Here is a 12,627-nt window from a genome sequence, read left to right as displayed (position 1 = left end):
CAGTAAATGATTTGACATGTTTGAAACTTAAAAAAATTTTTACTTTGTGATTTCTAATTTCATAAACCTCCTAATATTTATTTTTTATAACCATTTGGAGGGCAATAAATGAACGTATATTTGGCTGGACCATTTTTTAACCCAGAGCAAATTGCACTGTTAGAAAAATTAGAAATAATTTTATTTAACAAAGGATTAAATGTATTTTCTCCACGAAAATACAAAAGCAAGTTTCCTTTGGGGTCTTATCAATGGCAAAATCAAAACTTTGTTACTGATGTAAATGCAATACAGTTTAGCGATATTATTTTCGCAGTATATAACGATCAGGATCCTGGAACAATGTGGGAAGTCGGATATGGATGGTCACTTAAAAAGCCTATCATTATTTTTAATACCAAAGAGAAAGTGGTAAATCTTATGATTACACAATCTTTACATGCATATTTAGATAGCTTTGAGAAAGTAATTCATTATGAATTTAATAAATTACCTCGAATACCTTATGAAGGAGCCGTAACTTAATAAAATAATAAAGGTAAATAAAAAAAGGAATCATTCCTCATTTTACTTTTTAGTAAGATAAAGAATAACTTCCTTTGTAGGTCGGTCTTTCCTAAACTATTCAAATAGACCAAGTATTATGCTGTCAGTTTAAAAAGTTAGATATAAGGGTCCTGGAGGTAATTCTCCTATCCTTCGTGGGACCCAAACATTTCACCAGCGTATCTTACTCCTAGACCATAAGCACCACCGTGTTCCATCGCAATTTGCAGTGTTCCATTGTAGGTGTCTTTACGTGCCCAATCACGCTGTAGCTCTAACATATATTGCAGCCAAGTCATTGGAATTGCACCTGCTTGGAGCATACGTTCAACCGCCCTTTCATGGGCCTCTACACTTACTCCGCCTGAAGCATCAGCAATAAAATACACTTGATACCCTTGCTCGATTGCAGAAAGAACCGGGTCAGTCAAACACACCTCGGTCCAAAGACCAGCCATGACGATTCTTCGTTTACCGTACGAATTGACTGCATTTATTACTTTCTGATCTTCCCATGGGTTCATCGTCGTGCGATCGAGTGGTTTTTGGTCTGGAAAGACCGCCTGAATCTCCGTAAAGATTTTTCCGCTAAAAGTTGCGGCGGAGACGGTAGTCAAAATGGTAGGAACTTTAAATAACTTGGCAGCTTTTGCTAGTCCGGTAACATTGTTGCGCAACTCAGCAACACTATGTGATTTGGTTGCAAAGGCCATTTGTGGTTGATGGTCAATTAACATTAAGATATGGTCAGTTGGAGTCACCAAACTACGGGCAGGTGTCGCCTTTGCCGGTACCCGATTATGTTCTATCTGTTCGCCGGAATAGTTATAAGGTTGATAACCATAAGGTTGATAACCGTAAGTTGGATAACCATAAGTTGATTGATCATACGCACCATATGGTGTTCCCCCTGTGTTATGTCCATATGTCGATGATGCCTGGCGTTGATACGCCCCATTGTTTAATTGTTAGTTCACTTGATACACTCCTCAATTTTATAAAATATATTACTTTAGATATATATGCACAAGTTCATGTCTAGGAGTAAGTCCAGATTGCCCATAATCTTCATAATTATAGGTAATTCTCGGGAATTGTAGGAAGTCGCACATTCACTTTCGCTAGTATTAGCGCTGCTTGTTATAAAATATCAATGTTGACAAATTGTTTAATTTGATTATAATTAAGTTATCTTGAATTCGAGATAAATAGATTAGAGATATTCTTTTAATAAGTTATTTATATAAATTCACTAAGAATGTAAAAATTTTTCGATATAGACAATAGTTTTTGTAATTTTTTCTTTATTTCCAGGATTGATATTATTGCTAATATTAGGGAAGGTCAAATAAAATGGTAACTTTATATTTAACACCTAGTTGTGTATATTGCCGTAAAGCCAAAACTTGGCTCGAGAACAACCAAATTGCATATAAAGAAAGAAACATTTTATCTGAACCGCTTACGATCGATGAGATTAAAAAAATTCTTCGACTAACAGAATATGGTACAGATGAAATCATTTCAACACATTCGAAAGCATTTCAAAAATTGAATGGTAACATTGAATCTCTATCACTTCAAGAATTGTACAAGTTCATTAAAGATAACCCAGAATTATTACGAAGACCTTTAATCATTGATGAAAAAAAGTTACAAGTCGGATATAACGAAGAAGAAATTCGTAGATTCATGCCGCGTGAAAATCGTACTATCCAACTTCGTGAAGCTCAACGGATGATTAATTAGATATAAAGTTTAAAAACAAATAAAAAAGATATTGACTAAAATAACACCGTATATTATTATTTTTGTCAATATCTCGAATTCGAGATATACTAAAATGAGATATTTCGTTAAAGTAGGTGGTTAAAATGAATAGAGAATGCACCAACCAACCATTTCTAGAATTGATGCATACATCTAAAATAATTCAGGAGCGAATAAGGGATGAAATGTCCAAAAATAACCTAAGTATTACAGAATTTTCGGTTTTAGAAGTGCTTTACCATAATGAAAAACAAACGATTCAGCAGATTGGTAATAGCATACTAATATCCAGTGGTTCGATGACGTATGTTATTGATAAATTAGAACAAAAAGGTTTATTAAATCGACTTCCATGTCCTGATGACAGGCGTGTCATACATGTCACATTAACTGATGCTGGAATTGATTTGATGGAGAAAATCATGCCAAAACATCAAGAATTAGTGGATGATATTTTTGATTCTTTAAATAATGATGAAGTTCAGATAATCGTCAATCTTTTGAGAAAAATTAATAATAGAGTGAAAAAATAATTTTTTTGTTTAAATATCTCGATTTAGAGATTTTTGAATCAAAATTAATTGGACTTATAAGAGTTAATTTGCATCAAATGTACAATATATTTATTAGGGATTAGATTAATACAATTTATGTGTTTTCCAAAGTATCAGACAATTGAACAGGTTTGGTAAAAAAACTTTAGAAAATGGAGTGACAAAAATGACTAAGAAAACGATGGGTATTCACCATATAACAGCTATCGTAGGACATCCACAGGAAAATGTAGATTTCTACGCTGGCGTTTTAGGGTTACGATTAGTGAAACAAACGGTAAATTTTGATGATCCTGGTACTTATCATCTTTATTTCGGTAATGAAGGCGGAAAACCGGGTACGATTATCACCTTTTTCCCATGGGCTGGAGCTCGTCAAGGAATCATTGGTGACGGTCAAGTTGGGGTCACTTCTTATGTTGTTCCGAAGGGCGCTATGGAATTTTGGGAAAATAGATTGGGAAAATTCAACGTTTCATTCACTAAAATGGAACGCTTTGGAGAGCAATATTTAGAATTTGATGATCCGCATGGACTTCACTTGGAAATTGTGGAAAGAGAAGAAGGGGAAGTCAATACATTCACTTTCGGTGGGGTAACTCCTGAAGTTGCTATCAAAGGGTTTGGCGGCGCAACTCTTTTATCTGCACAACCTAACAAAACCGGGGAATTGTTAGAGAAAGTAATGGGACTTGAATTTATCGGAAAAGAAGGAGATTTCGCTCGTTATCGTTCTTCTGCAGATATCGGAAATATTATCGACCTAAAATTAACTTCTATTGGACGCGGTCAAATGGGTGTAGGAACAGTACACCACATTGCATGGCGGGCTAAAGATGACCAGGATCAATTGGATTGGAAGAGGTATGTTGAGGCGAACGGTTATGGTGTTACACCTGTACAGGATCGAAACTACTTTAATGCCATTTATTTTAGAGAACATGGGGAAATTCTATTTGAAATTGCAACAGATCCACCAGGATTCGCTCATGATGAATCATTAGCGACGATGGGAGAAAAATTGATGCTGCCTTCACAATACGAACCTCATAGAGGACAAATTGAGCAAGAATTGCTTCCGATTGAAGTAAGAGAATTAGATTAATTCACGAAAGAGAAAAATTGCTTTGCTTTTGATAGACCCAGCCGCGAATACCGAAAGAGAAGGTTACACCCAATCCCATTGCTGAAATGGAGTAGATAAAGATGCAAAAAACAGAAGGTATCCATCATATAAGCGCGATGGTTAACGATCCACAAAGGAATATTGATTTTTATGCTGGTGTACTGGGGTTAAGGCTCGTTAAAAAAACGATAAATTTTGATCGCCCAGAAGTATATCATCTTTATTTTGGGAATGAAATGGGCCAACCTGGAACTGTTATCACTTTTTTTCCATGGCCTAAACAGCTCAAAGGTCGAATTGGAACAGGACAGGTGGGTGTAACAAGTTATATTATCCCAAAAGGCTCGATTCAATTTTGGAAGAAACGTTTGCAAAAATTCAATATTGAATTTATTTCATCCGTTCGTTTTGGGGAAAGTTATTTGAAATTTAACGATCCAGATGGACTTCAACTTGAACTAATTGAACGAGATGAAGGACCAATGAATAATTGGAACTTTGGGGGAATTCAAGCAGAGAATGCTATTAAAGGGTTTGGCGGCGCTGTTCTTTTATCTGCTCAGCCGCATAAGACCACGGACATGCTAGAAAATATTTTGGGATTAGAATGCATTGGACAAGAAGACGAATTTCTAAGATTTAAATCTGAAGGACAACTTGGAAATACCATTGATATCACGCTAAATCCCTCAGTCCGAGGGCTAATGGGGGCAGGGACGGTTCACCATATAGCATGGAGAGCAAAGAATGACGAAGATCATAGCAGGTGGAGAATGCTTCTCAAAGATAAGGGGTATCATCCGACAGAAATACTTGATCGGAACTACTTTAAAGCTCTTTATTTTCATGAAGAAGGAGGAATCCTCTTCGAAATAGCGACCGACCCGCCAGGCTTTTCGGTTGATGAACCTGTTGCTGAACTTGGAAAAAAACTCATGTTACCTTCATGGTTAGAGTCAAAGCGTGAAGAATTAGAAGAAACCTTACCCCCAGTGGAGGTTCGCGTTCTGGAAGGAGATAAATGATGAAACATATATTTAATAAGGGGACTGATTCATCAAAACCAACTTTACTGTTGCTACACGGTACAGGTGGAAATGAATTAGACCTGCTGCCTCTTGCGGGAAGAATTGATGATAAGGCTTCAGTATTAAGTGTACGTGGAAATATATTGGAAAATGGAATGCCTCGATTTTTCCGAAGATTAGCTGAAGGAGTTTTTGATGAAGAAGATTTAATATTCCGAACAAAAGAATTAAATGAGTTTCTTGACGAAGCATCAAAGAAATATGAATTTGACCGAAATAATATTATTGCTATTGGGTATTCTAATGGTGCAAATATTGCGGCTAGTTTATTATTCCACTATCAAAATGCATTGAAGGGTGCCATTCTTCATCATCCAATGGTGCCGAGAAAAGGAATTGATCTTCCAGATTTGTCAGGGAAATCAGTATTTATTGCAGCTGGAACAAATGACCCAATCTGCTCACCGATGGAATCGGCGGAACTACAAGCGTTACTTGAGGACGCAAACGCAGAGGTTGAACTTCATTGGGAGAATAGAGGCCATCAGTTAACCGTCGAAGAGGTAGAAGCCGCAGCTCAATGGTATCGCAAATTATTTATTTAAAAAATTTTAGGACAGACTATGTAATGAATGTTTATCAACTGGTTTTTAAAAAATGAATCAAAAAGTTAAAATGCTTTTTATGAATAATAATTAAAAAAGATTGAGAAAATAGGTGGTGTGTTAAAATGGGTTTTTTATCAAAACTATTTGGAAATTCATCAGAAAAGGAGATCGAAACAATGACAAATGTAAAATTAGCAGTCATTTATTACAGCATGGGTGGAACAAACTATCAACTAGCAAAATGGGCTGAAGAAGGAGCGAAAGAAGCAGGTGCTGAAGTAAAAGTATTAAAAGTGCCGGAACTCGCTCCACAATCAGTTATTGAAGGAAATCCAGGTTGGAAAGCACATGTTGAAGCAACGAAGGCAGTACCTGAAGTAACCTTAAATGAATTGGAATGGGCAGATGCCATTATTTTCAGTGTACCTACTCGATTTGGTAACATGCCAGCACAGATGAAGCAGTTTTTGGATACAACAGGAGGGTTATGGTTTAACGGGAAGCTTGTAAACAAAGTAGTTAGTGCAATGACGTCTGCGCAAAATCCTCATGGCGGTCAAGAGGCAACAATTTTATCACTTTATACAACCATGTATCATTGGGGTGCAATTGTGGCGGCTCCAGGTTATACAGATCCAGTCACCTTCGGAGCAGGTGGTAACCCTTATGGAACAAGTGTTACTGTTGGACAAGATGGAAAAATGATTGAAGACGTACAGGCAGCTGTTAAACATCAAGCTAAACGTACCGTTACAGTTGCGGAGTGGGTCAAAAAAGCGAATCAATAACATTTTGACCGATAAGAAAAGCTAGTGGGAAATTTCCGATTAGCTTTTCAAATTGTTAGGTTTTGAATTAAGGGTAATAAGCTCTCTCTTTGTGAACATTAAGGCAAGACATTATTCTCAAAAAAGGAGAAAATCGATGACTACAAAACCATTATTCACATCATCTGCAACAGCTCGTGGAGGAAGACAAGGCAGAGTTGAATCATCTGATGGCAAGATAAAAGTGGATTTAGCAATGCCCGGCTCCCCAAGAGCGAAAGAATTACCAAACGCGACAAACCCTGAACAGTTGTTCGCTTGCGGTTACTCTGCTTGTTTCGATGGAGCTTTACAGCACATCGCAAGGCAGGAACATGTCAAATTCGAATCACAAGTAACGGCAAATGTAGATTTCTTAAAAGATGAGGCTGATCAAGGATTCAAAATTGCAGTAACGCTGCAAGTAAAAGGAACTGGTGTAGAAAAGGAAAAATTGGAAGAGCTTGTACATAAGGCCCACGAATTCTGTCCATACTCAAAAGCCACAAGAGGGAATATTGATGTCACTCTCCAGGTTGTTGAATAAATCGTTGCTTAGTGCTAATTTATTTAAAAGCATAAAAGCCTTATCGAGGACAGTGTTCTGCAATGTAGGTTTGTCTTACATTTTTATTTCCAAAAATTAATACTGAGAATCATATTAAAACGCCTCAGAACTAATTCTGAGGCGTTTTAGACATAAATGCTCAAATCATAATTGATGTATATTTGTTGTGATTTGAACTAAGCATATTATAGTTTAACAATCGTTCTTCCACGTATTTTTCCGTCTAAAATATCCCTTAATACTCCTGGAAGCTCTTTAAAGGAGATTTCATTTGCTACGTAATCATTTAACGTTGTTGGTTTAAGATCATCACCGAGACGATCCCAAACCTTTAATCGCTTATTCATTTGACATTGAACTGAGTCAATACCGAGCCAATTGACGCCCCTTAAAATATGCGGAAGAACTGTTGTAGAAACTTCTCTCCCACCTGTAAAACCAGAGGTAGCTACCGACCCTCCATATTTCAAAGTACTCAATATGTACTGAAGTGTTTTTCCACCAACAGGATCTATAGCACCAGCCCATTTTTCTTCACGAATTGGTGTTTGATCTGTATCTACTATCATTGCGATTAATAATTTGTTTAGCCCCCTAATCTTTTTAAATATCCTTCTTGGTTAGATTTACCTGTACTGGCTACAACTTCATAACCTATTTTAGCTAAGATATTTACGGCAATACTCCCTACACCACCTGTAGAACCTGCTACCAAAACGGGTCCTTGGTTAGGTTCCAATCCATTATCTTCAAGCCTTTGAACAGATAATGCTGCGGTAAACCCAGCTGTTCCTAGGATCATGGCTTCTTTTAAAGACAATCCTTTTGGAAGAGGAACAACCCACTCTGCAGGTACACGTGCCATTTCACTAAATCCGCCAAAATGTCCTGTTCCTAGTTGATAGCCGGTCACAATTACTTCATCACCTGTTTTAAATCGTTCATCCCTTGATTCCATAATCGTTCCAGATAAATCTATCCCTGGCACTAATGGATAGGACTTTACAAGTCTATCTTGGAAAGCTACGATACCGTCTTTAAAGTTCACACTAGAATAAGCAACACGAATAGTAACTTCCCCTTCCGGTAAATCTTCCATATGTAATTGTTTAATTTCTAACTTTGTTTGATCTCCAAGTTTATCTAACACCATTGCTTGAAAAGTATTCATTTTCTTAATCATATCCTCTCTTCATGATATAAAACATCCTGTTCAGCTTTAGCATAAAAAACCATGTTCCTATTGGGAAAGAACATGGCAAACGGTTCTTTTTTATTATGTGTACGTAGGTGTCATTACTTTTTCTAATTTAGTGCATGGAGCACGGATAATTGTCGACGATCACGCTCTTCTTCAAGTTGCTTTTCTGAAATGTTGCCATAAGAAGAGATACCCTGTTCGGATAATGTTTGAATCGTAGTTTCATCAAGTCGTGGCTTACCAAGATTATCCCAAAGTGCCTCCATTCCAGGTCCTAGATGTTTGAGAAAGGCTGGGAATCCTCCTTTTCCACCTCCCAGGTGGAAAGTCAAGAATGGACCACCTGCTGCCCATCGAAGACCAATCGAGCTTGTTACAATTTCATCAAGGTCCTTGATCGAAACAACTCCTTCTAATACCAAATGAATGGCCTCGCGGAATAATGCTGATTGTAGACGGTTCGCTACAAATCCAGGTATTTCTTTCTTCAACACAAGTGGGTGCTTACCTAACCCTTCATAAAAAGACACGGCTTTTTCAACCGCACTAGAAGCCGTATTTTTTCCAGGCACAATCTTGACCAATGGGACAAGATGTGGTGGATTAAAAGGATGGCCGATTAACATATGTTCTGGATTTTCCATTTTCTCTGCTATATCGCTTGCTTTTAAACCCGAAGAGGATGACAACAATAATGTTTCTCTATTCACAAATTGTTCGATTTGACTGTAAAACTCTTGTTTAAAGCCTATACGTTCAGGGCCGTTTTCTTGTACAACAGCGGCACCGTCAAGCGCACGTTCCAGGTTTTGCTCAATAATTAGTCGATCTGTAAGGCCTTCAGTTGGAAGTCCAAGATCACGTAATGTTGGGATAATCTGTTTTATACCTTCATGCACAACTTCCTCTAGGTCAGAACGGACATCGTTTACTCGAACCTCTAAACCTTTTGCTAGAAATAAGGCTGTCCACGAAATCCCAATAACACCGGCTCCAAACCTACGTAGATCTTCGGGTAAATGGGGACTGTTAGTTTGTTTATTCATCATAGCTTGTATTTTTCCTTTCAAGAATTTTTTGACAGAAGTCAATGATATTTTTACCCATAGAGAATCCTTTATTTTACAAATCGTTCACATACCTCCTAACAACATTAAAATGATTCCACTAATAATTGAATGTATTAAAAATAACCAATACATTTATAGTGGTAGAAATAAATGTATATAAAACCTTTAGAAATTTTATTAAATATTTATCTTAAAAGTAGTTTTCACCTAGATAATAATAGAATTGATAAGGTTTTATTGGGCTTAGCAACTTTTAAAAATTTTAATTGACAATGAATGTAGATAGAGTTATTATGGTTACGAAAGATAACCTTATATAAAAAAGTTACCAAAATAAAAGGCGATCTTTCAAGGGTAGTGTATCTTTTGGATCTGTTTCAAAACTTATGAATGCAGAAAAGATATTGCATAAACACTGACTCTCGCTATGATTCTAAGTTCTTTATCCGGAAACGGCTGATATAGCATTTTCACCAGATGGAATATCCTTTTCCGCTGAATTCTATTTGTCATTAATTGTTATTTTGACAATCGAAAATGAATTTTAGGTTACGGGAGCCTCCACTTAATTTACATTGTAGAAAGGAGAGATAATTATGATGGAAATAACTGTTACAGTCAGATTTCAAGGGAAAAATTATTTAACAAATGTTATTGCCCATAAAGAGGTTTCAAAACAAGAGATCTTACGTTTGGCTGAAGAACAAGTTAGAAATCAATGGGCGAAATAATAATAATTCACAATCTTACTATTCCATTTGTTTAAAGGGGTTCAATATAAAGGAAGTTTCGCTACAACTCATTCGGTTATCATGCGTGCTAAAACAGGCACGGTTCGGTTTATAGAAGGTCAACATAGTTTAAAAAAATGATGTCGATTTAGACATGGTTAGGGAAGAATCATCCTTTTTTATGAAAATAATTTTTAGGAGGAAATTAGTATGCAAGTTGGATTAATCGGATTAGGGAAAATGGGGTTAAATTTAGGACAAAATCTATTGGATCACAACTACGAAGTTGAAGCCTTTGATTTAAATGCTGACTCAGTCAAAGAAATGGCAAAATACGGAGCTAAAGGCACTTCCAACTTAAAGGAACTTGTTCAATCTTTGGATACACCAAGAGTCCTTTGGATTATGGTTCCACACTCCGTAGTTGATTCGGTAATTGATGAGATAACACCCTTTTTAACAAAAGGGGACATAGTGATTGAAGCTGGTAACTCCCATTATAAAGAGTCGGTTCTTCGTTACAACCGGCTGAGAGAAATTGGAGTTCACTTTATGGATGCAGGAACATCTGGCGGGATGGAGGGAGCTCGAAATGGAGCGTCCTACATGGTAGGCGGAGATCAAGAAGCATGGAATATTGTGGAACCTATTTTCCGTGACACTGCTGTGGAAAATGGATATTTGTATGCAGGGAAGGCTGGTAGTGGTCACTTCTTGAAAATGGTTCATAACGGAATTGAGTATGGAATGATGGCTGCGATCGGTGAAGGATTTGAGCTATTAGATAAGAGCGAGTTTGACTACGACTATGAAAAAGTAGCAAGAGTGTGGAATCATGGTTCCGTCATTCGCTCATGGCTCATGGAATTAACAGAAAATGCATTTTCTAAAGATGCGCATTTGGATGAAATCAAAGGGGTCATGCAATCTTCCGGTGAAGGGAAATGGACAGTTGAAACAGCTTTGGATCTTCAAGCCTCTACTCCTGTTATAGCAATGTCATTATTGATGCGCTATCGTTCACTAGAGAACGATACATTTACAGGGAAAGTCGTGGCAGCCTTGCGCAATGAGTTTGGTGGACATGCAGTGGTAAAAAAATAATAGTAAATCGTGTATTTCTTTTTAATTACTCAAACACACTATCATTTATACAACAAAATGAAGTAGATAATCTAAGTAAATTGGAAAGGTGGAATTAAGTATGGATACGTATTTACTGCTCGTAACATTAGCAGCAATTGTGATCGTCGTTTTGGGAGTCTCTTGGTGGAAATGGCATGCGTTTATTAGTTTAACCGTTGCGGGTTTGTTTTTAGCCATTATGGCTGGTTTATCAATGGATAAAATCGTGAGTGCCTATGAAACTGGGGTTGGGAATGTTCTAGGTCACTTAGTAGGAATTTTGGCGTTAGGTACGATTTTAGGAAAGATGATGGCAGAATCAGGTGCTGGAATGCAAGTAGCGAATTTCTTCGTTCGTTCCTTTGGTGTCAAGAATTTACCATGGGCTATGCTACTTTCTGGTTTTATTATCGGAATTCCGGTGTTCTTTGAAGTTGGCATATTGATTTTATTACCTTTAGTGATCTCAATTCATAAAACAACGAAACAAAATATTTTATTAATCGCATTACCTGCCATCACTGGACTATCCGTCGTACATGGTCTAGTACCGCCGCACCCAGGGGCAATGGCGGCAATAGGAATCTATAAGGCTAATCTTGGGAAAGTGCTACTCTACTCACTAATCATTGCGTTGCCTGCAGCCATCATCGCAGGTCCATTATTTGCAAAGTGGGTTCATAAACACGTGATTCCTGAGGGAGAACCAGAGTTGATTCGTATTAATACAGAGGCGAAAAAATTACCTGGAACAGGGATTTCATTCTTTGTTATTTTATTACCAGTATTATTAATGATCTTATCAGCTATTGCACCATATATGTCACTACCTGCCGGCCTGCTGAAATTCTTAACATTAATTGGCAGTCCTGTCATTGCGCTTTTGATTGCTAATTTTACGGCATTTTTCTTTCTCGGATTTCGTCAAGGCATGGATAAAAAAGCCATTAAAAAATTTACAGAAGAAAGCTTGCTGCCAGTTGGTTCAATCCTTGCAATCATAGGGGCCGGCGGTGGATTTAAGCAAATTCTTATCGATAGTGGTGTAGGTACAACCATTGCTCAAATGTCCGAACATTTATCACTATCTCCGCTTGTTTTGGCATTTTTGATTGCTGGATTAATTCGCATTGCGACAGGTTCAGCAACGGTTGCCTTAACAACAGCAGCTGGTATCGTTTCACCAGTTGTCCAACACATGTCAGGTGTGAATCTAGAATTGCTTGTTATCGCGACAGGTGCAGGATCATTGATGTTCTCACATGTAAACGATGCTGGATTCTGGATGGTAAAAGAATACCTTGGATTATCCGTGAAAGAAACCTTTAAAACGTGGACAGTGTTAGAGACAATCCTTTCATTTATTGCTTTTGGGGGTGTATTATTGCTTAATTTGTTTGTTTAAAAACAATACTACTAATATAAACTATAGAGGAAGTTTAAAGAGCCACATCTATAAATAATTTACGTGAAGGAGAGAAGCTTATTTTGAGC

The 12,627-nt window shown here is 37.2% G+C and carries 13 protein-coding genes and 2 pseudogenes; 12 read left to right on the top strand and 3 right to left on the bottom strand.

The genetic code is table 11. The annotated features are described in order from the left end of the window. Positions 1-108: 108 nt before the first annotated feature. Positions 109-525, top strand: coding sequence for a nucleoside 2-deoxyribosyltransferase (locus tag KW850_RS28345; protein ID WP_218351051.1), 417 nt, complete (start codon positions 109-111; stop codon positions 523-525). Positions 526-692: 167 nt separating this feature from the next. On the opposite strand, the gene KW850_RS28340 is transcribed toward KW850_RS28345, so the two are convergent. Then, positions 693-1,283 carry a hydrolase gene (locus tag KW850_RS28340; RefSeq protein ID WP_218351050.1) on the bottom strand — a complete coding sequence of 197 codons (591 nt, stop codon included), beginning with the start codon at positions 1,281-1,283 and terminating at the stop codon, positions 693-695. A 616-nt stretch (positions 1,284-1,899) separates the two neighbouring features. Here KW850_RS28340 and spxA point away from each other — a divergent pair. The 7 genes from spxA to KW850_RS28305 all read left to right on the top strand — a co-directional run bounded on the left by spxA (position 1,900) and on the right by KW850_RS28305 (position 6,985). Next, positions 1,900-2,295, top strand: a complete 396-nt coding sequence (gene spxA / locus KW850_RS28335; protein WP_218351049.1) for a transcriptional regulator SpxA — start codon at positions 1,900-1,902, stop codon at positions 2,293-2,295. A gap of 125 nt (positions 2,296-2,420) precedes the next feature. After that, positions 2,421-2,849, top strand: coding sequence for a MarR family winged helix-turn-helix transcriptional regulator (locus KW850_RS28330; protein WP_218351048.1), 429 nt, complete (start codon positions 2,421-2,423; stop codon positions 2,847-2,849). A gap of 187 nt (positions 2,850-3,036) precedes the next feature. Further along, on the top strand, positions 3,037-3,975 hold the full coding sequence (locus tag KW850_RS28325; RefSeq protein ID WP_218351047.1) for a ring-cleaving dioxygenase: 939 nt from the start codon (positions 3,037-3,039) through the stop codon (positions 3,973-3,975). A gap of 101 nt (positions 3,976-4,076) precedes the next feature. After that, positions 4,077-5,021: a ring-cleaving dioxygenase gene (locus KW850_RS28320; protein WP_218351046.1), complete on the top strand. Its 945-nt coding sequence runs from the start codon at positions 4,077-4,079 to the stop codon at positions 5,019-5,021. Further along, on the top strand, positions 5,021-5,629 hold the full coding sequence (locus tag KW850_RS28315; RefSeq protein ID WP_218351069.1) for an alpha/beta hydrolase: 609 nt from the start codon (positions 5,021-5,023) through the stop codon (positions 5,627-5,629). Before KW850_RS28320 ends, KW850_RS28315 begins: the two co-directional genes overlap by 1 nt. A 125-nt stretch (positions 5,630-5,754) precedes the next feature. Beyond that, positions 5,755-6,420, top strand: coding sequence for an NAD(P)H:quinone oxidoreductase (wrbA, locus tag KW850_RS28310; protein ID WP_098934475.1), 666 nt, complete (start codon positions 5,755-5,757; stop codon positions 6,418-6,420). A gap of 136 nt (positions 6,421-6,556) precedes the next feature. Beyond that, a complete protein-coding gene (locus tag KW850_RS28305) occupies positions 6,557-6,985 on the top strand; it encodes an organic hydroperoxide resistance protein (protein ID WP_098934476.1) in 429 nt (142 codons plus the stop codon). 206 nt (positions 6,986-7,191) lie between these two features. On the opposite strand, the pseudogene KW850_RS34375 reads toward KW850_RS28305, so the two are convergent. Continuing rightward, positions 7,192-8,177 (bottom strand): annotated as a pseudogene (locus KW850_RS34375) (acrylyl-CoA reductase family protein). A gap of 134 nt (positions 8,178-8,311) precedes the next feature. Next, positions 8,312-9,256, bottom strand: coding sequence for a 3-hydroxyacyl-CoA dehydrogenase NAD-binding domain-containing protein (locus KW850_RS28295; protein WP_256358508.1), 945 nt, complete (start codon positions 9,254-9,256; stop codon positions 8,312-8,314). 617 nt (positions 9,257-9,873) lie between these two features. On the opposite strand from KW850_RS28295, the gene KW850_RS28290 reads away from it, so the two are divergent. The 4 genes and pseudogenes from KW850_RS28290 (at position 9,874) to KW850_RS28275 (ending at position 12,538) form a co-directional block, all read left to right on the top strand. Continuing rightward, positions 9,874-10,008: a BA3454 family stress response protein gene (locus KW850_RS28290; RefSeq protein WP_218351045.1), complete on the top strand. Its 135-nt coding sequence runs from the start codon at positions 9,874-9,876 to the stop codon at positions 10,006-10,008. A gap of 27 nt (positions 10,009-10,035) precedes the next feature. Continuing rightward, positions 10,036-10,149: pseudogene (locus tag KW850_RS28285) on the top strand (fructose-bisphosphatase class II); the annotation flags it as partial. A 69-nt stretch (positions 10,150-10,218) separates the two neighbouring features. Next, positions 10,219-11,112, top strand: a complete 894-nt coding sequence (gnd, locus tag KW850_RS28280) for a phosphogluconate dehydrogenase (NAD(+)-dependent, decarboxylating) (RefSeq protein ID WP_218351044.1) — start codon at positions 10,219-10,221, stop codon at positions 11,110-11,112. A 100-nt stretch (positions 11,113-11,212) separates the two neighbouring features. After that, positions 11,213-12,538 (top strand): GntP family permease, encoded by a 1,326-nt coding sequence (locus tag KW850_RS28275; RefSeq protein WP_098934479.1) that lies wholly within the window; start codon positions 11,213-11,215, stop codon positions 12,536-12,538. Positions 12,539-12,627: the final 89 nt, after the last annotated feature.

The sequence above is a fragment of the Bacillus sp. sid0103 genome, assembly GCF_019219025.1.
This window is presented reverse-complemented; position numbering and strand designations above follow the sequence as displayed.

What these genes read in the sequence shown, in the direction of transcription:
- gnd (WP_218351044.1), top strand. Translation starts at nt 10,219, where the DNA reads ATGCAAGTTGGATTAATCGGATTAGGGAAAATGGGGTTAAATTTAGGA.
- KW850_RS28330 (WP_218351048.1), top strand. Translation starts at nt 2,421, where the DNA reads ATGAATAGAGAATGCACCAACCAACCATTTCTAGAATTGATGCATACA.
- spxA (WP_218351049.1), top strand. Translation starts at nt 1,900, where the DNA reads ATGGTAACTTTATATTTAACACCTAGTTGTGTATATTGCCGTAAAGCC.
- KW850_RS28325 (WP_218351047.1), top strand. Translation starts at nt 3,037, where the DNA reads ATGACTAAGAAAACGATGGGTATTCACCATATAACAGCTATCGTAGGA.
- KW850_RS28275 (WP_098934479.1), top strand. Translation starts at nt 11,213, where the DNA reads ATGGATACGTATTTACTGCTCGTAACATTAGCAGCAATTGTGATCGTC.
- KW850_RS28340 (WP_218351050.1), bottom strand. Translation starts at nt 1,283, where the DNA reads ATGTTAATTGACCATCAACCACAAATGGCCTTTGCAACCAAATCACAT.
- wrbA (WP_098934475.1), top strand. Translation starts at nt 5,755, where the DNA reads ATGGGTTTTTTATCAAAACTATTTGGAAATTCATCAGAAAAGGAGATC.
- KW850_RS28305 (WP_098934476.1), top strand. Translation starts at nt 6,557, where the DNA reads ATGACTACAAAACCATTATTCACATCATCTGCAACAGCTCGTGGAGGA.
- KW850_RS28290 (WP_218351045.1), top strand. Translation starts at nt 9,874, where the DNA reads ATGATGGAAATAACTGTTACAGTCAGATTTCAAGGGAAAAATTATTTA.
- KW850_RS28295 (WP_256358508.1), bottom strand. Translation starts at nt 9,256, where the DNA reads ATGATGAATAAACAAACTAACAGTCCCCATTTACCCGAAGATCTACGT.
- KW850_RS28315 (WP_218351069.1), top strand. Translation starts at nt 5,021, where the DNA reads ATGAAACATATATTTAATAAGGGGACTGATTCATCAAAACCAACTTTA.
- KW850_RS28320 (WP_218351046.1), top strand. Translation starts at nt 4,077, where the DNA reads ATGCAAAAAACAGAAGGTATCCATCATATAAGCGCGATGGTTAACGAT.
- KW850_RS28345 (WP_218351051.1), top strand. Translation starts at nt 109, where the DNA reads ATGAACGTATATTTGGCTGGACCATTTTTTAACCCAGAGCAAATTGCA.